The 21,540-nt window shown below is 74.9% G+C and carries 17 protein-coding genes; 9 read left to right on the forward strand and 8 right to left on the reverse strand.

Going from position 1 to position 21,540, the window contains the following annotated elements; all coding sequences use genetic code 11:
• Window positions 1-55: 55 nt before the first annotated feature.
• Both B9L22_RS03045 and B9L22_RS03050 read right to left on the reverse strand, forming a co-directional pair.
• Entirely contained in the window at window positions 56-529 is a 474-nt protein-coding gene (locus B9L22_RS03045; protein WP_086149157.1) for a hypothetical protein, read from the reverse strand.
• Window positions 530-654: 125 nt separating this feature from the next.
• Entirely contained in the window at window positions 655-1,329 is a 675-nt protein-coding gene (locus B9L22_RS03050) for a response regulator transcription factor (protein WP_086149158.1), read from the reverse strand.
• A 343-nt stretch (window positions 1,330-1,672) separates the two neighbouring features.
• Here B9L22_RS03050 and acs point away from each other — a divergent pair, with 343 nt between their 5' ends.
• Both acs and B9L22_RS03060 read left to right on the forward strand, forming a co-directional pair.
• Window positions 1,673-3,703, forward strand: coding sequence for an acetate--CoA ligase (gene acs, locus B9L22_RS03055; protein ID WP_086149159.1), 2,031 nt, complete (start codon window positions 1,673-1,675; stop codon window positions 3,701-3,703).
• 142 nt (window positions 3,704-3,845) lie between these two features.
• Window positions 3,846-4,817, forward strand: a complete 972-nt coding sequence (locus B9L22_RS03060) for a pentapeptide repeat-containing protein (RefSeq protein WP_086149160.1) — start codon at window positions 3,846-3,848, stop codon at window positions 4,815-4,817.
• Between the two features lie 42 nt (window positions 4,818-4,859).
• On the opposite strand, the gene B9L22_RS03065 is transcribed toward B9L22_RS03060, so the two are convergent.
• From B9L22_RS03065 to B9L22_RS03075, 3 genes are all read right to left on the reverse strand, one after another.
• On the reverse strand, window positions 4,860-6,299 hold the full coding sequence (locus B9L22_RS03065; RefSeq protein ID WP_198947186.1) for an MFS transporter: 1,440 nt from the start codon (window positions 6,297-6,299) through the stop codon (window positions 4,860-4,862).
• Between the two features lie 40 nt (window positions 6,300-6,339).
• Window positions 6,340-7,491 carry an FAD-dependent oxidoreductase gene (locus B9L22_RS03070; RefSeq protein ID WP_233139799.1) on the reverse strand — a complete coding sequence of 384 codons (1,152 nt, stop codon included), beginning with the start codon at window positions 7,489-7,491 and terminating at the stop codon, window positions 6,340-6,342.
• A gap of 217 nt (window positions 7,492-7,708) precedes the next feature.
• Window positions 7,709-9,004, reverse strand: a complete 1,296-nt coding sequence (locus B9L22_RS03075) for an MFS transporter (RefSeq protein ID WP_086149162.1) — start codon at window positions 9,002-9,004, stop codon at window positions 7,709-7,711.
• Window positions 9,005-9,224: 220 nt separating this feature from the next.
• Between B9L22_RS03075 and mshD the strand changes: the two genes are divergently transcribed.
• The 3 genes from mshD to B9L22_RS03090 all read left to right on the forward strand — a co-directional run bounded on the left by mshD (window position 9,225) and on the right by B9L22_RS03090 (window position 13,646).
• Complete coding sequence (mshD, locus tag B9L22_RS03080; RefSeq protein WP_233139660.1) at window positions 9,225-10,274, forward strand: mycothiol synthase; 1,050 nt, start codon at window positions 9,225-9,227, stop codon at window positions 10,272-10,274.
• A 66-nt stretch (window positions 10,275-10,340) separates the two neighbouring features.
• Window positions 10,341-12,605: an RNA degradosome polyphosphate kinase gene (locus B9L22_RS03085; RefSeq protein ID WP_086149164.1), complete on the forward strand. Its 2,265-nt coding sequence runs from the start codon at window positions 10,341-10,343 to the stop codon at window positions 12,603-12,605.
• A 3-nt stretch (window positions 12,606-12,608) separates the two neighbouring features.
• Window positions 12,609-13,646, forward strand: coding sequence for an NUDIX domain-containing protein (locus B9L22_RS03090; RefSeq protein ID WP_081600034.1), 1,038 nt, complete (start codon window positions 12,609-12,611; stop codon window positions 13,644-13,646).
• A gap of 124 nt (window positions 13,647-13,770) precedes the next feature.
• On the opposite strand, the gene B9L22_RS03095 is transcribed toward B9L22_RS03090, so the two are convergent.
• The 3 genes from B9L22_RS03095 to B9L22_RS03105 all read right to left on the reverse strand — a co-directional run bounded on the left by B9L22_RS03095 (window position 13,771) and on the right by B9L22_RS03105 (window position 16,629).
• Window positions 13,771-14,772, reverse strand: a complete 1,002-nt coding sequence (locus tag B9L22_RS03095; protein ID WP_021482998.1) for an inorganic phosphate transporter — start codon at window positions 14,770-14,772, stop codon at window positions 13,771-13,773.
• Between the two features lie 5 nt (window positions 14,773-14,777).
• Window positions 14,778-15,398, reverse strand: coding sequence for a DUF47 domain-containing protein (locus tag B9L22_RS03100; protein ID WP_021482999.1), 621 nt, complete (start codon window positions 15,396-15,398; stop codon window positions 14,778-14,780).
• Window positions 15,399-16,029: 631 nt separating this feature from the next.
• Entirely contained in the window at window positions 16,030-16,629 is a 600-nt protein-coding gene (locus B9L22_RS03105) for a hypothetical protein (RefSeq protein WP_043655142.1), read from the reverse strand.
• A 239-nt stretch (window positions 16,630-16,868) separates the two neighbouring features.
• Here B9L22_RS03105 and B9L22_RS03110 point away from each other — a divergent pair, with 239 nt between their 5' ends.
• From B9L22_RS03110 to B9L22_RS03125, 4 genes are all read left to right on the forward strand, one after another.
• On the forward strand, window positions 16,869-18,323 hold the full coding sequence (locus B9L22_RS03110) for a sugar porter family MFS transporter (RefSeq protein ID WP_021482816.1): 1,455 nt from the start codon (window positions 16,869-16,871) through the stop codon (window positions 18,321-18,323).
• A gap of 184 nt (window positions 18,324-18,507) precedes the next feature.
• Complete coding sequence (locus B9L22_RS03115; RefSeq protein WP_233139662.1) at window positions 18,508-19,008, forward strand: MarR family winged helix-turn-helix transcriptional regulator; 501 nt, start codon at window positions 18,508-18,510, stop codon at window positions 19,006-19,008.
• A gap of 141 nt (window positions 19,009-19,149) precedes the next feature.
• Window positions 19,150-20,865 carry an MDR family MFS transporter gene (locus B9L22_RS03120; protein WP_086149165.1) on the forward strand — a complete coding sequence of 572 codons (1,716 nt, stop codon included), beginning with the start codon at window positions 19,150-19,152 and terminating at the stop codon, window positions 20,863-20,865.
• 170 nt (window positions 20,866-21,035) lie between these two features.
• Window positions 21,036-21,533: a MarR family winged helix-turn-helix transcriptional regulator gene (locus B9L22_RS03125; protein WP_034652516.1), complete on the forward strand. Its 498-nt coding sequence runs from the start codon at window positions 21,036-21,038 to the stop codon at window positions 21,531-21,533.
• Window positions 21,534-21,540: the final 7 nt, after the last annotated feature.

Raw genomic sequence — 21,540 nt, forward strand, 5'->3', positions numbered from 1 at the left:
TGACGTGTGGTGCGGTGTCGGAGCGCGGCGACCGCCCCGCCCCCGTGGCGCGAGGTCAGAAGACGACCTGCGTGCCCTGCAGGTCGACCTGCCTGCTCAGCGCGTCCGGCCGCGGGTAGCGGGCGTCCGCCGGGACGGGCCGGTTGTAGCCGTAGACCCAGACGCCCTCGAGCGCCCGCTCCTCCTCGAGCGCGAGGGCGAGCCCCGCCGAGAAGTTGGAGACGTTCTCGGCGCACGCGTGCACGAGCACCGGGCCGACCGGCCCGGGCACCCGGGCGAGGAGCCGTGCGACCTGCCGCCGGTTCCACCCCCAGTCGTCGGCGCCGTTCCCCTCGTCGCCGATCTCCTCGTCGTTGCCGTGCGCGGACAGGCAGACCGGGCCCCGCGCCGTCGCGAGCGTCGCGACGAGCGCCCGTTCCGCCGCGGCCCGTGAGCCCTTCGGAAGCAGGACGACCTCGCCCCACGCGTCCGCCCCGGAACCGTGCCTCTCGACGGCCTCGCGGATGTCGTCGTCCTGTGTGCAGACCACCAGCATGTCGTGCCCCCTCTCGTGCGTCGGCGGGGCTGCGTCGCCCCGCCGTCGGCCCGGTGCCTTCGTCCGGGTCCGTCGCCAGGATCCGCCGGGCGCCGACCGCCCCACATCGTCAGTTCTGACTATCTGCGGACGGGACGGCCGCCCCGCGCCCGCGCCAGGGCGGCGGAGGCCGCGAGCTGCGACGAGACGCCGAGCTTGCCGAGGATCGAGCGGACGTGGGCGCGCACGGTCGCGACCGACAGCACGAGCGCAGCAGCGATCTCGGCCACCGACCGACCGCCCGCGAGGTGCTCCAGCACCTCGGTCTCCCGGCCCGTGAGCGACGCCACCGCCCGGCGGTCGCGCACGACCCCGACGAGCTGGTCCACCAGCAGCGCGTCGCCCGCGCGCACGTCCCCCGCGAGCATGCGGGCGACCGTCCGCACCTGGTCGCCGAACGGCCGCTCCGCGGCGACGACCAGGGCGCCTGCCCGCGCGGCGACGAGCAGCCGGTCCGCCGCCACCGCGCCGCCCACGACCACGACCGGGCCCGGGCGCCGCAGGACCGCGAGCAGCGGCGGGCCGGGGAGGGAGCCCGCGTCGTCGGCCACGAGCACGAGCCCGCGGCGGCCGCCGGACCCCGGCCGGAGGGCGTCCTCGGGGACCGTCCGCGCCCCGCAGCGGCCGACGGCGCGCAGCCCGGCGGCCACGGCGACGGCGAGCACGCGGTCCCGGGACGCGACGTCGACGCCGCCGTCCCGGCGTGCGGGCGCGGCAGGGCGCGACCGCGCGCCCCGCACCGCCGCGTACGCCAACCCGCCCCCTGTGCCTCGCCGTGAGGCCGTACGCTCCGCGAGGAACGTGAGCCCATGGTGGGGCACCACCCTCCGCGCGGCAACAGCGCGCCGGGGCGCCCGGCGGGCCGTCCGACGGCGTGATCCCCCGCCGTCCCGGGCGCTCACCCGCTCCTTTGCGAGCACTCTCGCCGAATCCCGGACGGATGTGACCGCGCTCACCGCGGGAGGTCTACACTCGCCAGGTCGGGGCCCCGGTCGTGCGGCCGTCCGCCCCGTCGTACCGTCGTACCGTCACGCCGCCCCCGGGCGGCCGCCGCGGTCGGCGGGACCGCACCAGAGTCGATGCGCACCGGAGGTCAGCGTGCCAGAGAACGAGCCCGAGGCCGCAGCAGCGGCCACCACGTCCAGCCTGGAGAACCTCCTCCACGAGACCCGGAGCTTCCCCCCGAGCCCCGAGTTCGCCGCGCAGGCGAACGCGCAGCCCGAGCTGTACGAGGAGGCGCGGGCCGACCGGCTCGCGTTCTGGGCGCGGCAGGCGAACGACCTCGTCACGTGGCAGACCCCGTTCACCGAGACCCTCGACTGGTCGCAGGCGCCCGTCGCGCGCTGGTTCGCCGACGGCACGCTCAACGCCGCGTACAACGCGGTGGACCGCCACGTCGAGGCGGGTCTGGGCGACCGGGTCGCGATCCACTTCGAGGGCGAGCCGGGCGACACCCGGACGGTCACGTACGCCGAGCTGCAGCGCGACGTCTCGCGCGCGGCCAACGCGCTCGCGGCCCTCGGCGTTGAGACGGGCGACCGCGTCGTCATCTACCTGCCGATGGTCGTCGAGGCCGTCGTGGCGATGCTCGCGTGCGCGCGCATCGGCGCCCCGCACTCGGTCGTGTTCGGCGGGTTCTCCGCCGACGCGCTGCGCAGCCGCATCGCCGACGCCGAGGCGAAGCTCGTCATCACGGCCGACGGCGGCTACCGCCGCGGCGCGGCCTCCGCGCTCAAGCCGGCGGTCGACGAGGCGCTCGCGCCGAAGGACGGCGCGGAGCCGACGACGGTCGAGCACGTCCTCGTCGTGCGCCGCACCGGCCAGGACACCGCGTGGACCGAGGGCCGCGACGTGTGGTGGCACGACGCGCTCGAGGCCGCCGACACGATGCACACCCCGGTGTGGGTCGAGGCGGAGCACCCGCTGTTCATCCTCTACACGTCGGGCACCACGGGGAAGCCCAAGGGCATCCTCCACACCACGGGCGGCTACCTCACGCAGGCGGCGTACACGCACCGCAACGTGTTCGACCTCAAGGCCGACACCGACGTCTACTGGTGCACCGCCGACATCGGCTGGGTCACGGGCCACTCGTACGTCGTCTACGGCCCGCTCCTCAACGGCGCGACGCAGGTGATCTACGAGGGCACCCCGGACTCCCCGCACCAGGGCCGCTGGTGGGAGATCGTCGAGAAGTACCGGGTCTCGATCCTCTACACCGCGCCGACGGCGATCCGCGCGTGCATGAAGTGGGGCGAGGAGATCCCCGCCAAGTTCGACCTGTCGTCGCTGCGCGTGCTCGGGTCGGTGGGCGAGCCCATCAACCCCGAGGCCTGGATGTGGTACCGCCGCGTCATCGGCGGCGACCGCACGCCCATCGTCGACACGTGGTGGCAGACGGAGACGGGCGCGATCATGATCTCGCCGCTGCCGGGCGTCACGGCGGCCAAGCCGGGCTCCGCCCAGGTGCCGCTGCCGGGCATCGTGGCGGACGTCGTCGACGACGAGGCGCGCTCCGTGCCGAACGGCGGCGGCGGGTACCTCGTGCTGTCCGAGCCGTGGCCGTCGATGCTGCGCGGCATCTGGGGCGACCTCGAGCGCTTCAAGGACACGTACTGGTCGCGCTTCCCGGGCATCTACTTCGCGGGCGACGGCGCCAAGAAGGACGAGGACGGCGACATCTGGCTGCTCGGCCGGGTCGACGACGTCATGAACGTCTCGGGGCACCGCCTGTCCACCACGGAGATCGAGTCGGCGCTGGTCTCCCACGAGATCGTCGCGGAGGCCGCGGTCGTCGGCGCGAGCGACGACCTCACGGGCCAGGCCGTCGTCGCGTTCGTCATCCTGCGCGGCGAGCACGCCGGCCGGGCGTCCGACGCCGACGGCGCGGCCGCCGTGCAGACGGAGCTGCGCAACCACGTCGCGAAGGAGATCGGCCCGATCGCCAAGCCGAAGCGCATCCTCGTCGTGCCCGAGCTCCCGAAGACGCGGTCCGGCAAGATCATGCGCCGCCTCCTGCGCGACGTCGCGGAGAACCGGACGGTGGGCGACGCCACGACCCTCGCGGACTCGTCGGTGATGGAGCTCATCTCGGCAGGTCTGCAGAAGCCGTCGTCCTCGGACGACTGACGCGCCGCTCGTCGACCACGGGGTCGGTGCCGTCGTCCGCGCGACGACGGCACCGGCCCCGTTCTCGTGCGCCGACCGCCCGGCCGGTGCGCACGGCGATATGCCCGTGCCCGGCGTCCCCGCGACGGCGTAGCGTCGAGGCGTGCCCCGCGTCCCCGCGGCCGACGGCCGCGCCCTCCTCGTCGAGCAGCTCGACCTGCGCAGCGACTGCTCCCGCTGCACGGGCCTGTGCTGCGTGGGCCTGCACCTCGTGCGGTCCGCCGACTTCGCGATCGACAAGCCCGCGGGCACGCCCTGCCCGAACCTGCGCACCGACTTCGGCTGCGGCATCCACGCCCGGCTGCCCGAGTCCGGCTTCCCCGGCTGCGTCGCCTACGACTGCCTGGGCGCGGGCCAGCGCGTGACGGCCGCCGTCCGGGCGGCGCACGACGGCGCGACCTGGCGCGACGACCCCGCCGCCGCGCGCGAGGCGTTCGCCGCCCTGCCCGTGGTCACGCAGCTCCAGGAGCTGCTCTGGTATCTCACGGAGGTACTCGTGCTCCCCGCGGCCGCCGCCGTGCACGACGACGCCCGGCAGGCGCTCGACCGCACCGCACCGCTCGCCGACCTCGCCGCGGCGGACCTGCTCGCGCTCGACGTCGGCGCCGTCCGTCGCGCCGTCGGCCCGCTGGTCGACCGGGCGAGCGCGCTCGTGCGCGACGCGGCGCGCGGCGCGACGCGCGACAGCTCGCAGGCGCGCGACCGCCGGCACCGGGACGGCCGCCGCGGCGCCGCGTCGCCGCACGGCACCGCCCGCGCAGCGGCCCCGCCCGACGCCCCGCCGACGCTCCGGGCTCCCGGCGCGGGGGTGCGACGTCGGCTGCGGCCGGGGGCGGACCTCGTCGGCGCGGACCTCCGCGGGCTGGACCTCACGGCGTCGGACCTGCGGGGCGCGCTGCTCCTCGGTGCCGACCTGCGCGGGGCGCGGCTCGACGCCGTGGACCTGCTCGGCGCCGACCTGCGAGGCGCCGACGCCCGCGGCACCGACCTCTCCCGGGCGCTGTTCCTCACCCCGGCGCAGGTCGGCGCCGTCCGCCGAGACGAGCGCACGGCGCTCCCGGCCGTGCTCGCCTGACCCTGGCTGCAGCCGCCCACCCCGCGAGATCGGCGGCCGTCGTCAGCGGAGCGCGGCCCGCCGCGCGAGCGGAGCCGCCACGACCGCCGACACGACGACGAGCACCGCTGCACCCCAGGCGAGCGCGCCGTACGACGAGAACCCGATGATCGCGCCCGCGAGGATGCCGCCGACGGCGCCGCCCGTGTTCATCGCGAGGTCCGACAGGCCCTGCACCGCGGTGCGCGACGGGCCGGGCGTCGCGTCGACGAGCAGCGCCGACCCGGCGACGAGCCCGCACGACCACCCGAGCCCCAGCAGCACGAGGCCGACCGTGAGGCGCGCGGAGTCCTCGCCCGGCGCGCCCGCCACGACGACCGCCGCGGCGAGGAGCAGCACTCCCCCGGCGTACAGCACGCGCGCGTGCCCGAGCCGGTCCGCGAGCCACCCGACGACGGGGCTCAGCGCGTACATGCCCGCGATGTGGGCGCTGATCACGAGCCCTACGACCTGGAGCGTCGCGCCGCCGTGGTTCATGTGGACCGGGGTCATGGACATGAGGCCGACCATGACGAGGTGGCTCAGCACGATCGCGCCGAGCGCGAGGCGCGCCGTCGGGCTGGCCGCGACGACGGCCCAGCCGGCGCGCAGGCCGTCGCGCCACGACGCCGGGCCCGGCGCGCCGCCCGCGCCCGGCGCACCCCCGTCGCCACCCGACGCGCCGGAGGCCAACGCACCCGAAACCGTCGCGCCGGAACCCTCCGCGACGGACCCCGCCGCACCCGCCACCGACGGCGCGCGCGACGCGAGCAGCGGGTCCGGGCGCAGCCACACCGCGACGACGGTCGCCGCGAGGGCGAACGCGAGCGTCGCGAGCACGAACGGGGCCGCGCTCGGCGCGGTGCTCCCGTGCTGGGCGTGCGCGTCCCCGAGGCGCAGGGCGGGCCCGGCGACCCGGTCGGCGACGCCCGCGAGCGTCGGCCCGACGACGGACCCGACGGTCGTCGCCCAGACCACCACGGACAGGTCGCGGGCCCGGCGCTGCGGCGTCGCGAGGTCCGTCGCGGCGAAGCGGGAGGCGAGACCGGCGGCCGTGCCGGAGCCGAAGAGCAGCATCGCCACGACGAGCAGCGGCCACGAGCCCAGCAGGACGGCGACCGTCGCGAGCACCGCGCCGCCCGTCGCGAGGCCGAAGCCGAGCAGGAGCGACGGCCGCCGGCCGCGTCGGCCCGCGACCTGGGCGAGCGGCAGCGCGACGAGCGCCGCGCCGACGACGCCCGAGGTCGAGGTGAGCCCCGCGATGGCGTCGGACCCGGACAGCGCCGACGCCACGAGCGGTGCGACGGCGATGCCGCTCGCGACCCCGACGCCGGACAGCACCTGGGTCGCGGCGAGGGTCGTCAGGGTGCGGCGCTGCGTGGGGAGGGCGGGCGCGTCGACCACGGTCGGGGCGGGCTCGCGCGCGGGGTGCGGGTCGGGGGCCTGGGAGGACTCGGTGCTCACGGGTGCACGCTAGGGCTCCGCGGCGGGCGCTGACGAGCCCTCACACCGCCACCGGCCGCCGAGATCCTGCCGCAGGGCTGCTGCCGGGCTGTCGGCCGAGCGCCCGCAGCACGCCGCGCGCCGCCTCGCGTCCCGCCCGGTTGGCCCCGATCGTCGAGGCGCTCGGCCCGTAGCCGACGAGCTGGACGCGCGGGTCGCTCGCCGCGGTCGTGCCGTCGAGCACGATCCCGCCGCCGGGCGCGCGCAGGCCGAGGGGCGCGAGGTGGTCGAGCGCGGCCCGGAACCCGGTGGCCCAGAGGATCACGTCGGCGGGCTGGTGCAGGAGCCCGTCGTCGTTCGCGCCGGGGGCCCACTCGACGCCGGTCGCCGTGACGCGCGCGAACATCGGCCGACGCCGCAGCACCCCGCTCGCGATCCCCGCGCGGTAGCGGGGCGTGAGCGGCAGGCCCGTGACCGAGACGACGCTCCCGGGCGGCAGCCCCGCGGCCGTCCTCTCCGCGACGCGCGCGACGGCGGCCCGGCCGAGCTCGGGCGAGAACTCCTCCTCGACCCACACGGGCTCTCGGCGCGTCACCCACGTCGTGCCCGACGCGTGCGGCGCGATCTGGAGCAGGAGCTGCGTCGCCGACGCCCCGCCGCCGACGACCACCACGTGCTGCCCCGCGAAGTCCTCGGCGGAGCGGAAGTCGTGCGTGTGGAGCTGCCGCCCGCGGAACGTCTCCATCCCGGGGTAGCGCGGCCAGAACGGGCGGGTCCACGTGCCGGTCGCGTTGACGAGCGTGCGCGTGCGGACGACGACGTCGCGCGCGTCCGGCCCGGCGCCGACCGTGGCGCGGACCAGCAGGAGCGCGGGGTCGTCGTGGTCGTCGCGCACGTCGTGCACCGTGACGGGTCGCACCACGCGCAGGTCGTTCTCGCGCTCGTACGCGGCGTAGTAGCGCGGGACGGCGACGTTGGCGCGCTCGCCGGGGTCGCCTGCCGGGAGCGGGACGCCCGGGAGGTCGTGCACCGCGTGCGTCTCGGCCATGGTCAGCGAGTCCCAGCGGTCCTGCCACGCGCCGCCCGGGCCGCGACCGCCGTCGAGCACGAGCGGGTCGAGCCCGGCGCGCCGCAGGTGGTACGCCGACGACAGCCCGGCCTGGCCCGCACCGACGACCACGACGTCGTGCACGGCCCCGCCCGGGCCGAGCAGGTCCGCGCCCGCCGTGCCCGGTGCCGCTGTCTCTCGCCCCTGGGTCCGCTCGCTCACGCCGACCACAACGACCCGCCCCGACAGAACCTTCCCCACCCCGAGGTGAGGCGCCGAGCACGGGGTTGCCGTCGTCATCGCGCTCTGAACGACCGCAACCCCATGGTCGACGGCGAACAACCCCGTGCTCGGCGACGCGCCGCCGCGCGTGCGGCCGCGCTCAGGGGAGGTCCGGGACCCGCCCGAGCGTGCGGATCGGCCGGACGGCGAGGAGCGCCACGACCGTGAGCGTCCCCACGACCGCGCCCACCAGGAGCACCCGGTCCGTCCCGAACGCGGCGACGGCGGGACCGGCGAGCGCGGCCCCGATCGGGTACATCCCGACCGACCCCGCGACCTCGTAGGCGTGGACCCGGTTGAGCACGTCGCCGGGCACCTGCGTCTGGACGCTCGTCGCCCACATGACGCCCCACACCCCGACCCCGACGCCCACGAGCACCTGCGCGACGGCGAGCGCCCAGACCGGCCAGCCCAGCACGAGGCCGAGCGGGTAGAGCGGGTAGGCCACGAGCGCCACGGCGCCCGCGGCGAGCGGCCGCCGCGGCCGGTAGCGGATCGCGAGCAGCCCGCCGACCACGGTCCCGACCCCGAGCGCGCTGTTAAGCACGCCGAACGCGGTCGCCCCGTGCGTCGGCACGACGACGCTCGCCGCCAGGGGGAGCTGCGGCCCCCAGGCGAGCACCGCGTAGACCATCCAGATGACGACGACGCCCCACAGCCACGTGCGGGAGCGGAACTCGTGCCACCCGACGGCCAGGCTGCGCCACAGGCCCGCGCCCGCCGGGGGCGCCGGCACGACGCCGAGCCGGAGCGCGAGCAGGCACAGCGCGCTCGTCGCGTAGGCGACGGCGGAGAGGATCATCACCCCGCCGGTCGACCCGAACCCGACGAGGACGCCCGCGAGCGCCGGGCCGCCGAGCCCGGTGATCGCCTCGGAGGTCCGCAGGACGCCGTTGGCCCCCTGGACGTCGCGCGCGACGAGCGGCACGGTCGACGCGGCGCCGGGCTGGAACAGCGCGTTGGCCGTGCCGGCGACGGCGAGGAGGGCGTAGAGGTGCCAGAGGTGGTCGATCCCCCGCACGAACAGGACCGCGAGGAGCACGTGCGCGGCGAGGTTCGCGAGGTCGGCGACGATCATCATCCGGCGCGCGGTGAACCGGTCGGCGAGCACGCCGCCGAAGAGCACGAGCCCCGCGAACGGGGCGACGAGGAACGCCATCGCGTACCCCGCGACCGCGAGCCCGTAGCCCGAGGCGAGCAGCCCGGCCGAGACCGCGACCGGGAGCATCGCCCAGCTGAGCAGCCCCGCGCTGCGCGCGGTGAAGTAGAACCGGAAGTCCCGCGACCAGACGGCCGGTCCCGTCGGTTCCCCGACCGGTCGGGCCGGAACCGTCACCGGGACCGGGACCCGCCCTGCTGCGACCTCCGCCGCCTCCTCGACCGCGCACGCGCCCATGCCGCCCTGCCTCTCAGCCCCTCGCCGTCGTCCGACCGGTCGGACGACGGCGGGGCGGGCAGGCCGACGCGGCCCCCCGGGTCCCGCGCCTCACGGCCGCTCGCTCACGGACGTGACAACCGTCACCCCGGCCCGAACCTTCCCGCCGCGAGGACGGCGTCCCGCGGGCGCGGGCGGCGCGCGTTCGGTCGTGCGCGGGCGCCGGGGGCAAGATGGACCGGTGGAGACCGCGATCCTCTGGCACACCGGGCCGCTCATCGACGACGTCGAGATCGCGCAGGTCCACGACCTCGCCGCGGCGGCGGAGCGGGAGGACGGCGTGGCTCCCCTCTCCGAGCAGCCGCTGCTCAACCTGCGCGAGGCGACCGACGACGTCGTGCACCTCCTCACGTGGCGCGGGGGCGAGCTCGCGGGCTACGCCCAGGTGGACAAGCGCGGGGACGCACCGAGCGCGGAGCTCGTCGTGCGCCCGGCGCACCGCGGCCACGGCCTCGGGTTCCACCTCCTCGGGAGCGCCGCGGACCGCGCCGTCGAGCCGCGCCCGTCCGAGCGCACCACGGACGAGCGCGCCACGGACGAGCGCGCTGCGGACGAGCGCGCCACGGACGGGGCCGCGACGGACGGCGCGCCCTCCCCCGGCAGGGACGTCCCGCCGCTGCGCGTGTGGGCCCACGGCGACCTGCCCGCGGCGCAGGCCCTCGCCGCGCGGGCGGGGTACGGCGTCGTGCGGGAGCTGCTCGTGCTCGAGCGCCCGCTGGGCGGCCCGGCGGAGCACCCGCGCCCCGCCGTCCCGGCGGGTCTGCGGCTGCGCGCGTTCGTGCCCGGGGACGACGACGCGGCCTGGGTCCGGGCCAACGCGCTCGCGTTCGCGCACCACCCGGAGCAGGGGCGGCTCACGGTCGACGACCTGCGTGCGCGGATGCGCGAGGACTGGTTCGACGCCGCCGGTCTCCTGCTCCTCGAGCGCGACCCGGCACCCGGCGACGGCGCGCCCGAGCTCGTCGGGTTCGTGTGGACGAAGATCCCGACGGGCCAGCCGGACGGCGCACGCGAGGGCGAGATCTACGTCGTCGGGGTGGTCCCGTCCGCCCAGGGCGAGGGGCTCGGGCGGCTGCTGACCGCCGTCGGGCTCGCGCACCTCGCGGAGCGTGGGGCACGCACGGCGGTGCTGTACGTGGACGGCGACAACGTCCCGGCGGTGCGGACCTACGAGCGGGCGGGGTTCGTGCGGCGCGCCGTGCACGTGCAGTACGCGCGGCCCGCCCGCTGACCCCCGCGCCGACCGCGCGGTGACCCGCGTCACGCACCGTTCATCAACTGGTGCCACCATGAACCCATGACCGACACGTCCACGCAGCGCACCCTCGACCCGGACCTCGCCGCGCACATCGCGGAGCACATCGCCGAGGAGCCCGAGATCGAACCGGTCGGTGCGGAGCTCGACCTCGGTCCGCTGCCCGACGACCGGTTCGCCGACCGCGAGCTGAGCTGGCTCGCGTTCAACCAGCGCGTGCTCGAGCTCGCGGAGGACCCGAGCCAGCCGCTCCTGGAGCGCGTGCGGTTCCTCGCGATCTTCGCGTCGAACCTGGACGAGTTCTTCATGGTTCGGGTCGCCGGCCTCAAGCGCCGCATGGCGACGGGCATCGCGGTCACGGCCGCCTCGGGGCTGTCGCCGCGCCAGGTGCTCGACGCGATCAGCGAGCGCGCGCACGAGCTCATGGACCGCCACGCGCGGGTCTTCGCCGACGACGTCCAGCCGGCGCTCGCCGCCGAGGGCATCACGCTCGTCCACTGGGACGAGCTGGAGACGCGCGAGCAGGAGCGCCTGCACAAGTTCTTCCGCAAGCAGATCTTCCCCGTGCTCACGCCGCTCGCCGTCGACCCGGCGCACCCGTTCCCGTACATCTCGGGGCTCTCGCTCAACCTCGCGGTCGTGGTGGCGAACCCGACGACGGGCAAGGAGCACTTCGCGCGCGTCAAGGTGCCACCGCTGCTGCCGCGGTTCATCGCCGTGGACGCGCGGGGACGCCCGAGCGCGCCGACGTCGCAGACGGCGTCGCCCGACCGCGGGCCGACGTCGTTCGTGCCGATCGAGGAGGTCATCGCCCAGCACCTCGACCACCTCTTCCCCGGCATGGAGGTGCGCGAGCACCACCTGTTCCGCGTCACGCGCAACGAGGACGTCGAGGTCGAGGAGGACGACGCGGAGAACCTGCTCCAGGCGATGGAGAAGGAGCTGCTGCGCCGCCGGTTCGGCCCGCCCGTGCGCCTCGAACTCACGCCGGGCATCAGCGCGCGCATCCGCGCGCTGCTCGTGCGCGAGCTCGGCGTCGTCGAGGAGGAGGTGTACGAGATCCCGCTGCCGCTCGACCTCACGGGCCTCAACCTCATCGCCGACCTCGACCGTGCCGACCTGCACTTCCCGCCGTTCGTCCCGACGACGCACCGCCTCCTCGCCGAGGTGGAGAGCTCGTCACCGACGGACGTGTTCGCCGCGATCCGCGAGCGCGACGTCCTGCTGCACCACCCGTACGACTCGTTCTCGACGTCGGTGCAGACGTTCCTCGAGCAGGCGGCGGCCGACCCGGCGGTGCTCGCGATCAAGCAGACGCTGTACCGGACGTCGGGCGACTCGCCGATCGTCGACGCGCTCATCGACGCGGCCGAGGCGGGCAAGCAGGTGCTCGCGCTCGTCGAGATCAAGGCCCGGTTCGACGAGCAGGCCAACATCTCGTGGGCGCGCAAGCTCGAGCAGGCGGGCGTGCACGTCGTGTACGGGATCGTCGGGCTCAAGACGCACTGCAAGCTCTCGCTCGTCGTGCGCCAGGAGTCGGACGGCCTGCGCCGCTACTGCCACGTCGGCACGGGGAACTACCACCCGAAGACGGCGCGCCTGTACACCGACCACGGCCTGCTCACGTGCGACCCCGACGTCGGGCAGGACCTCACGCGCCTGTTCAACCAGCTCTCCGGGTACGCGCCGCAGTCGCGGTTCCACCGCCTGCTCGTCGCGCCCCGCACCGTCCGCTCCGGCCTCGTCGAGCGGATCGACCGCGAGGCGGTCGCCGCGCGCGAGGGCCACGAGGCGTGGGTCAAGATCAAGGTCAACTCCGTCGTCGACGAGACGACGCTCGACGCGCTCTACCGGGCGTCGCAGGCGGGCGTGAAGGTCGACCTCGTGGTGCGCGGCATCTGCGCCGTCCGCCCGGGCGTGCCCGGGCTGAGCGAGAACATCCGCGTGCGCTCGATCCTCGGGCGCTTCCTCGAGCACTCGCGCATCTACGCGTTCGCCAACTCCGCCGGCCCCGCCATCGGCGAGGGCCCGGAGAGCGGCCCGGAGGTGTTCATCGGGTCGGCCGACCTCATGCACCGCAACCTCGACCGCCGCGTCGAGGCGCTCGTGCGCATCACCGACCCCGACCAGGTGATGGAGCTGCTCGACCTGCTCGACGCGTCGATGTCCGAGCGCACCGCGTCGTGGCACCTCGATGCCGACGGCACGTGGCACCGCCCCGACACCGCGCCCGACGGCTCGCCGCTCGTCGACCTCCAGGCCAGCCTCGTCCAGCGACAGCGCCGCCGGCTCGTCGGGAGGCGGTAGCGGATGGGAGTGCCGTCCTCCGCGCTCCGCGGCGGCGTGCCGCTCGTGGACACGCTCGGCCCGACGCACGTGTCGCACGCGCCCGTCATCGAGTCGGCCGGTGCCCTCGTGTGGCGCGTGCGCGACGACGAGCTGCAGGTGCGCCTCGTCCACCGGCCGCGCTACGACGACTGGTCGTGGCCCAAGGGCAAGCTCGACCCGGGTGAGACGTTCCAGGCGGCCGCGGCGCGCGAGGTCGCCGAGGAGACGGGCAAGCCGGTCGTGCTGGGCGTCCCGCTCCCGGGGCTGCAGTACCTCACGCCCGAGGGCCGCGTGAAGCGCGTGCACTACTGGGCCGCGCGCCGGGCGTCTGGCCGGTCCGACGCCGGCGCGCTCGCCGCGCGCGCCCCCGTCCCGCCGGTGTCGCCCCAGGAGATCGACCGCGCCGCGTGGCTCTCCGCGGACGACGCCGCGCGGCGCCTCACGCGGCAGGCCGACCGGGCGCCGCTCGAGGCGCTCGTGCGCGAGCGCGACGAGGGCCGGCTCGCGACGCACGTCGTCGTCATCGCGCGCCACGGCAAGGCCGTGGCACGGTCGGCGTGGCACGGCGACGAGCAGGACCGTCCGCTCACGCCCGCGGGCCACGCCCAGGGGGTCGCGCTCGTGCCGGTGCTCGCGGCCTACGGCGTCGAGACGATCGTCACGAGCCGCTGGGACCGCTGCGCCCAGACGATCGCGCCGTACGCGACCGCCTCGGGGCTCGCCCCGGTCAGCATCGACCACCTCACCGAGGCGCAGCACGAGCGCTCCCCCGCGCGCGTCGCGCGGACGGTCCGGGAGCTGCTCGAGGCAGAGCGGTCGTCGGTGCTGTGCACGCACCGGCCGGTGCTGCCCACGGTGCTCGACGTCCTCGGCCAGCACTCGCGCCGGCCGGTCGCGAACGCCCTGCCCGCGCACGACCCGTTCCTCGAGCCCGGCGAGATGATCGTGGCCCACGTGGCGCGCACGCCCAAGGGCCCGCGCGTCGTCGCCGCGGAGAAGGTCGCCCCGCCGCTGCACTGAGACCCCGCGACAGCGCTCCCGAGCGCGACGTCCGGACGCACGACGACGCCCCGCCGGCGGCCGCGAGGCCTCCGACGGGGCGCCGTCGTCGTGCGAGGGGACCGGCGTCGCCGGTGCCCTGGGGTCAGAGCAGGATGGGGCTGAGGATCCAGTAGACGACGGCCGCGACGAGCGCGGCGGCAGGGATCGTCAGGACCCAGGCGGCGCCGATGTTCTTGGCGACGCCCCAGCGCACCGCGGACAGGCGCTTGGTCGCGCCGACGCCCATGATCGCCGAGGTGATGGTGTGCGTCGTCGAGACGGGCGCGTGGAAGATGAACGCGTTGGCGTAGAGCACGACGGCGGACACCGACTCGGCGACGAAGCCGCGCGCCGGGTCGAGCTCGATGATCTTGCGGCCGAGCGTGCGCATGATGCGCCAGCCGCCCGCGTAGGTGCCGAGCGAGATCGCCGTCGCGGCCGACAGCTTGACCCACAGCGGGATCGTGTTGTCGTCCTGGAACCCGCCCGCCACGAGGGCGAGCACGATGACGCCCATCGTCTTCTGCGCGTCCTGCAGACCGTGGCCGAGCGCCATCGCGGCGGCGGAGGCCGTCTGCGCGATCCGGAACCGGCGGAACGCCCGGGCGGGCGCCGCGTTCCGGAACACCCACAGCAGCAGGACCATGAGCGCGAACGCGAGGCCGAAGCCGATCAGCGGCGAGAAGATCATGGGGAGCACGACCTTGTCGAGGATCGCGTCCCAGTGCACCGTGATCCCGGACGCGAGGCCGACGCCCGCGAGGCCGCCGATGATCGCGTGCGTCGACGACGACGGCAGTCCCAGCCACCACGTGATGAGGTTCCACGTGATGGCACCGACCAGCCCGCACAGGACGATGACGAGTCCCTGGTGGGGTGGCACGTCGCCGACGGCGACGATGTCCTCCGCGATGGTCTGCGCCACGGCCGTGCCGAGCAGCGCGCCGATGAGGTTGAACACCGCCGCCATGAGGAGCGCCGCGCGCGGTGTGAGGGCCCGGGTCGACACCGAGGTCGCGATGGCGTTCGCGGCGTCGTGGAACCCGTTCGTGTAGTCGAACGCCAGGGCGAAGGCCACGACGACGACGACGAGCACTGCCTCCACGGGGCTCAGGACTCCTTGAGGGCGATGGTCTCGACCGTGTTGGCGACCTTCTCGAAGGCGTCGGCCGCCTGCTCGAGGACCTCCACGATCTCCTTGAGCTTCATGAGGAGGACCGGGTCGGACACGTCGTCGAAGAGCTCGGCGAGCAGCTTGCGGTGGACCTTGTCCGCCTGGTTCTCCAGGCGGTTGACCTCGACCCAGTACTCGGGGAGGTCGTCCATCGAGCGCAGCCGCGGCATGGCCTCGGCCGTGAGCTCCGACGCCCGCTGGAGCACCTGGACCTGCTCGGACACGCGGGCCGGGAGCTCGTCGACCTTGTAGAGGACGATGAGGTCGGCCGCCTCCTCCATGTAGTCCATGCAGTCGTCGAGCGCCGACGCGAGGGCGTAGATGTCGTCCCGGTCGAACGGCGTGACGAACGTCTGGTTGAGGCGTCGCATGATCGAGTGCGTCGCGTCGTCCGCGAGGTGCTCGGTCTCGCTCAGCTGCTTCGCGAGCTGCTTGCGCGTGGGGCGGTCCGCCCCCAGCAGCTCCGCGAGGAGCGTGGACCCTGTGACCAGGTGCTGCGCCGAGGCGGCGAGGAGGTCGAAGAACGAGGTGTCGCGCGGTGTCAGGCGCAGGCGCACGGGGGGCTCCGGAAGGGACGCGGGGTAGGGGTCTGAGCTGGCGTCGGCCGCGGGGGCCGCTCGACCGCCGGGGGAACCGGACGGCCGGGGTGGTCACGATCTCTGGTCGGATGATCTCTCGGTGAACGCACGTCGAACTCTCGTCAAATGTAGCCGACGCGCGGAGCGATGCTGGAATCGTCGGGCCCAAGGTCCCGGATGCTCAGGACACCCACAGCCTGCGCCCGGCCTCGTCGCCGGTGCGGCCACCGCGCCCGCGCACCGCACGAGAGGCGGCGCGCGGTGGGCGCGCGGGGGAAGTAGTGACGCCGGACCGGGAGCGCCTCTCGGCGCGTGGCCGCTCGTAGCGGCTGAGTGTGGAGCCCGGGGCTACCGCGGCCCGGCGTCGAGATCCATCGTACGTGCCGCACCCCGGTCGGGGTACCCGTGTTCGCGCTCCGCGAGACCGCCCCCGCCCGCCGTGCGGGCGCGCCGCCCATCCCGCACCCTCGCGCCCGCGGGGTCCCGACGGGCCCGACCAGGAGGTTCCGGTCGGTCGAGCAGGCGGTCTGGGCGCGTCAGGTGGCACGGACACGCCAGGTTCGCCTGCTCGGCGACGACCGGGGCCTCCGCAGCGGGGAGGAGCGCGCGCTCAGTCGAGGCGGTCGGCGCGCCAGAGCTCGGCGGCGTGCTCGAGCTCCTGGGCCGTCCGCAGCAGCGAGCCCGCGCCGCGGGTCGTGCGCAGGGCGCCGTCGGGGTCGGCGACCTCGCGGGCGTCGGCGTCGAACGCGGCGCCGGTGGCGAGGATGCGGCAGAACGACCCCGCGCGCTCGAGCGCGACCGCGAGGTCGCCCGTGAAGACGCCGGACAGCACCGCGTCGGCGAGGTCGCGCACGTCCTGCGGCCCCGGCGGCCGGGGCACGCCCGCGATCGCCTCGTGGACGGGCGCCGCGTCGACGCCGAGCCGATAGCGGAGGGTGACGGTCTGCGGGTCGCGACGCACCCACTCGCGCAGCACGTAGAGCCGCCACAGCGCCCCCGGCAGGGAGTTGGGCGCGGCGTCGGACCACAGGCCGGCCACGACGTCGAGGCCCTCGGTCTCGACGAGGTGGACGAGCCGCTCGACGACCTCCGGGTCCTCGGTGTCGCGGGCGCGGTGCACGATCGCGTGCGCGGTGGTGTGCGCGACCCGGTCGCGGAGCGCGGGGTCGAGCTCGCCGGGCAGCTCGTCGGCGTCGCGCGGGTCGAGCATGGCGGGGCGCCGGGGGCGCTGCGTGCGGTCGGACCGACCGGGGTCGGGCCGGGCTCCGGGGGTGGGGACGTCGTCTGGCACCCGCCCAGTCTCCACCCGGGCCCGCGCCGCGCGCAGCCTCCCAGGGGGCGCTCGGGGCTGGACCTCGTTCACCGCGCCACGGTCCGCACCCCGCCCTACAGTGACGACAGAGGGACGACAGGAGCTGCCACCGGCTCCGGGACGGAGCGGAGGGCGAGATGTCGAGCAGCGGCGCAGCAGGTCAGAGGACCGTGAGCGAGCGGAGCGCCCACCGGAAGGCGATCGGTCTCGCCGTCGCCGCCGCCGTCGGCGGCTTCCTCTTCGGGTTCGACAGCTCGGTCATCAACGGCGCCGTCGCGGCGATCGAGGGCCAGTTCGACCTCGACTCCGCGGTGACGGGCCTCGTCGTCGCGATCGCTCTCCTCGGCTGTGCGCTCGGCGCGTGGTCGGGCGGCCGCCTCGCCGACCGGTGGGGCCGCACGCGCGTCATGGTGTTCGGCGCCGTCCTGTTCTTCGTCTCCTCGATCCTCTCGGCGATCGCGTGGTCGGCCTTCGACCTGGCCATCTGGCGGTTCATGGCGGGCGTCGGCATCGGTATCGCCTCGGTCATCGCGCCCGCGTACATCGCGGAGATCGCGCCGGCCCGCCTCCGCGGCCGCATGGGCTCGCTCCAGCAGCTCGCCATCACGATCGGCATCTTCGCCGCGCTGCTCTCCGACCAGCTCCTCGCGGAGACCGCTGGCGGCGCGTCCAACGAGCTGTGGCTCGGGTGGGAGGCGTGGCGCTGGATGTTCCTCGTCTGCGTCGTCCCCGCTGCGGTCTACGGCATCCTCGCCCTGCGCATCCCCGAGTCGCCCCGGTACCTGGTGGCGAAGGGCCGGGACGACGAGGCGCGCGCCGTGCTCGAGTCGGTGCTCGGGCCGGACGAGGACGTCGACGACCGCATCGCGCAGATCCACCGCTCGATCGCCGTCGACGAGAAGAACGCGCAGGAGGGCACGCTCAAGGGCTCGGCGCTGGGCCTCAAGCCGATCGTGTGGGTCGGCATCCTGCTCTCGGTGTTCCAGCAGTTCGTCGGGATCAACGTGATCTTCTACTACTCGACGACGCTGTGGCAGGCCGTCGGCTTCGACGAGAGCCAGTCGTTCCTCGTCTCGACGATCACGTCCGTGACGAACGTCGCGGTGACGTTCATCGCGATCGCGCTCGTCGACAAGGTGGGGCGGCGCCCGATCCTGCTCATCGGTTCGGCCGGCATGACCCTCTCGCTCGGGATCATGGCGCTCGCCTTCACGCAGGCCAGCGGGAGCGGGGACAACATCAGCCTGCCGGACCCGTGGGGCCCGATCGCCCTCGTGGCCGCGAACGCGTTCGTCGTGTTCTTCGGGGCGTCGTGGGGCCCGCTCGTCTGGGTCCTCCTGGGCGAGATGTTCCCGAACCGGATCCGGGCCGCCGCCCTGGGCGTGGCGGCCATGGCGCAGTGGCTGGCGAACTTCGCCATCACCCTGACGTTCCCGCCGATGCTCGCCGCCTTCGGCGCCTCGATCCCCTACCTGATGTACGCGATCTTCGCGGCGCTCTCGTTCGTCTTCGTCCTGAGCAAGGTGCCGGAGACGAAGGGTGTCGAGCTGGAGGACATGGGCGACCAGGCCAAGAGCCGCTCCGGGCGCTGACCTCTCCTCCCGGTCCCCGCCGAGCCCGGGTCCTCCCACGCCGCTGCGACGACGGGGACGGGCCCGGGCTCCGTCGTTCGCACCACCGCCTCTCACGCCGGGAATTCCTTGCCCCACACAATGGTTGCTGAAAGCAACTTCGCGGAGTATGCTTGCCTGCAGCAACCAAGGAGTGCCTGTGCCTGTGACCGCCCTTCCCGCGACCGACGTCGCGGACCCCGTACTCACCCCGGACCCGTCCCCCGCGGCGGGACTCGTCCGCGCGCTCGACGACCTGGCGCGCGCCCAGCGGGAGTCCGCCGTCCGGATCGCCCGCGACCTCGACATGCCGCGGGCGTCGTTCGGCCTGCTCCGGATGCTCCAGCACTGCGGCCCCGTCCAGCTCGGGGACGTCGCGGCGAAGCTCCGGGTCGACCTCTCCGTCGCGAGCCGCCAGGTGAGCCACCTGGTCGACGCGGGCCTCGTGCGCCGCACGGTGGACGACGACGACCGGCGGGCCCGGACCGTCGAGCTCACCGAGGCGGGCCGCGCGCTCCTGGTGCGGGCGTACGAGCACATCGACGTCCTCGCCGCGACGACATTCGCGGACTGGGGCGACGAGGAGATCGTCGAGGCCACGCGCCACATCGAGCGCGTCGCCGCGGCGGTCGTCGCGGTCCACGACTCGCCCCGCACCACCGGGTGACCGACGGCGCCCGGCGGCCCCGCGCCGTCGGGCACGCGCCCCGACCACCGGCCGCACCGCGGACCGGCCCCCGACCACCTGACACCGCCCCCCGACACGTGCGCCCCGTCCCGGCCTCGTGAGCAAGGAACCCAGCGCCTGATGACCAGCACCCCCGCAGAACGCACCGCACCGCCCGGCAGCGCCGGCGCCCCCGCACCGATGACCCGCCGCGAGGTCATGGAGTCCCTCTCCGGGATCCTCCTCGGCATGTTCGTCGCGATCCTCGCGAGCTCGATCGTCTCGAGCTCCCTCCCGAAGATCGTCAGCGACCTCGACGGCTCGCAGTCGTCGTACACGTGGGTCGTCACCTCGACCCTCCTCGCCATGACGATCTCGACCCCCATCTGGGGCAAGCTCGCCGACCTCACCAACCGCAAGGTCCTCATCCAGATCGCGCTCGTCGTCGCGGTCGTGTCCTCCGCGCTCGCGGGGCTCTCGCAGAACGTCGGCACCCTCATCGCGCTGCGCGCCTTCCAGGGCATCGGCGCCGGTGGCCTCATGGCGCTCGCCACGGTGCTCATCACCGACATCATCTCGCCGCGCGAGCGCGGCAAGTTCATGGGCCTCATGGGCGGCATCATGGCCGTCAGCCAGATCGGCGGGCCGCTCCTCGGCGGCGTCCTCACCGACGCCGTGAGCTGGCGCCTCAACTTCTTCGTCGGCCTGCCGTTCGCCATCGCCGCGATCGTCGTCCTCCAGCGCACGCTGCACCTGCCGAAGGTCGCGCGCCGCGTCGTCCGGATCGACTACTGGGGCGCGATCCTCATCAGCGCCGGCGTGTCCTCGCTCCTGCTGTGGGTCACGTTCGCCGGGCAGAACTTCGAGTGGCTCTCGTGGCAGACCTTCGCGATGGTCGGCGGCGCGGTCGTCGCGCTCGTGGGTGCCGTGCTCGTCGAGCGCGTGACGCCCGAGCCGCTCATCCCGCTGCACCTGTTCAAGAACCGCACGTTCGTCCTCGCGGTCGTCGCGTCCGTCGCGGTCGGCGTCGCGATGTTCGGGACCGCCGTGTTCCTCAGCCAGTACATGCAGGTCGCGCGGGGCAAGACGCCGACCGAGTCCGGCCTCCTCACGATCCCGATGATCGTCGGCACGTTCGTCGCGTCGACCCTCTTCGGCCAGCTCATCACGCGCTACGGCCGCTACAAGGCCTTCATGGTCACCGGTGGCGCGGTCCTCGTCGCCTCGCTCTTCGCGCTGTCGACGATCGACTACCACACGAGCTTCACGCTCATCAGCGTCTACCTGTTCTTCCTCGGCGTGAGCATGGGCATGCTCATGCAGAACCTCGTGCTCGCCGTGCAGAACACGCTCGCCGTGGAGGAGATGGGCGCCGGGACCTCGACCGTCGCGTTCTTCCGCAGCCTCGGCGGCGCGATCGGCGTGTCCGTGCTCGGCGCGGTGCTCGCGAACAAGGTCACGACGTCGATCCAGGACGGCCTCGCGCAGCTCGGCGTCCCGGCAGGCTCGATGGGCGGCGGCAACGCCGTGCCCGACGTCTCGACCCTGCCCGCGCCGATCAAGGACCTCGTGGAGAAGTCCTACGGCGACGGGATCGCCGAGATCTTCCTCGTCGCGGTGCCGCTCGCGCTCGTCGCGCTCATCGCCGTGTCGTTCCTCAAGGAGGTGCCGCTCGGCACCAAGACCGGCCTCCAGGAGCGCCTCGAGAAGGAGGCGGCCCTGCTCGGCACGGACGCCCCCGTCGACGCGACCCCCGGTCGCGTGACCCTCGCGGAGGAGACGGAGTCCACGCTGCTCGGTGCCTACGAGCCCGCGGGCGTGGTCGACGACGAGGCGACCGCACGCCGGTCGCGCTGAGGTCGGCGTCCCCGCCGCACGGGGGCACCGCCGACACACCCCGAGGGGGTGGTCCCGGACCGTCCGGGGCCACCCCCTCGGTCGTGCGCCGGGAACTCCCGTCGCCCCGCGCGGGTGAGGTTCCGGGGAGGAAGGTGACCGGGCCGTGCCCTTCGCGCCATGATGGCCCTGTGCCCCCCGAGACCGCTCCGGCCCGCCCCGCTCCCGACACCGCGCACGTCGACGACGACGCGTACGTCGACCTCGAACGCGAGCTGCGGATCCTGCTGCGCCGCGCGGGCGCGGTCGCCACGGGGATGGCCCGCCGCATCCACCCCGACCTCGAGGCGAGCGCCTACCCGCTGCTCGCCCACATCGCCGACCACCCCGGGGTCCGCGGCTCGGAGCTCGCGGCGCAGTTCGGCGTGGGGCGCGCGACGATCTCCCGCCAGCTCAGCCGCCTGCACGACCTCGGCCTCGTCGCGCGCGAGGTCGACCCCGACGACTCGCGCGGCCAGCTCATCACCCTGACGCCCGACGGCGAGGCCCGCCTCCACGCGGCGCACAGCGGGCGGGTCACGTCGATCACCGAGGCGCTGGAGGGCTGGGACCAGCGCGACGTCGCGACGCTCGCGACGCTCCTGCACCGGTACTCCGAGGACGTCGTGCGCTGGGCCGCCAACCGGTGACCCTGGC

The sequence above is a fragment of the Cellulosimicrobium sp. KWT-B genome (assembly GCF_002127155.1).
Classification (GTDB): Bacteria; Actinomycetota; Actinomycetes; order Actinomycetales; family Cellulomonadaceae; genus Cellulosimicrobium; species Cellulosimicrobium funkei.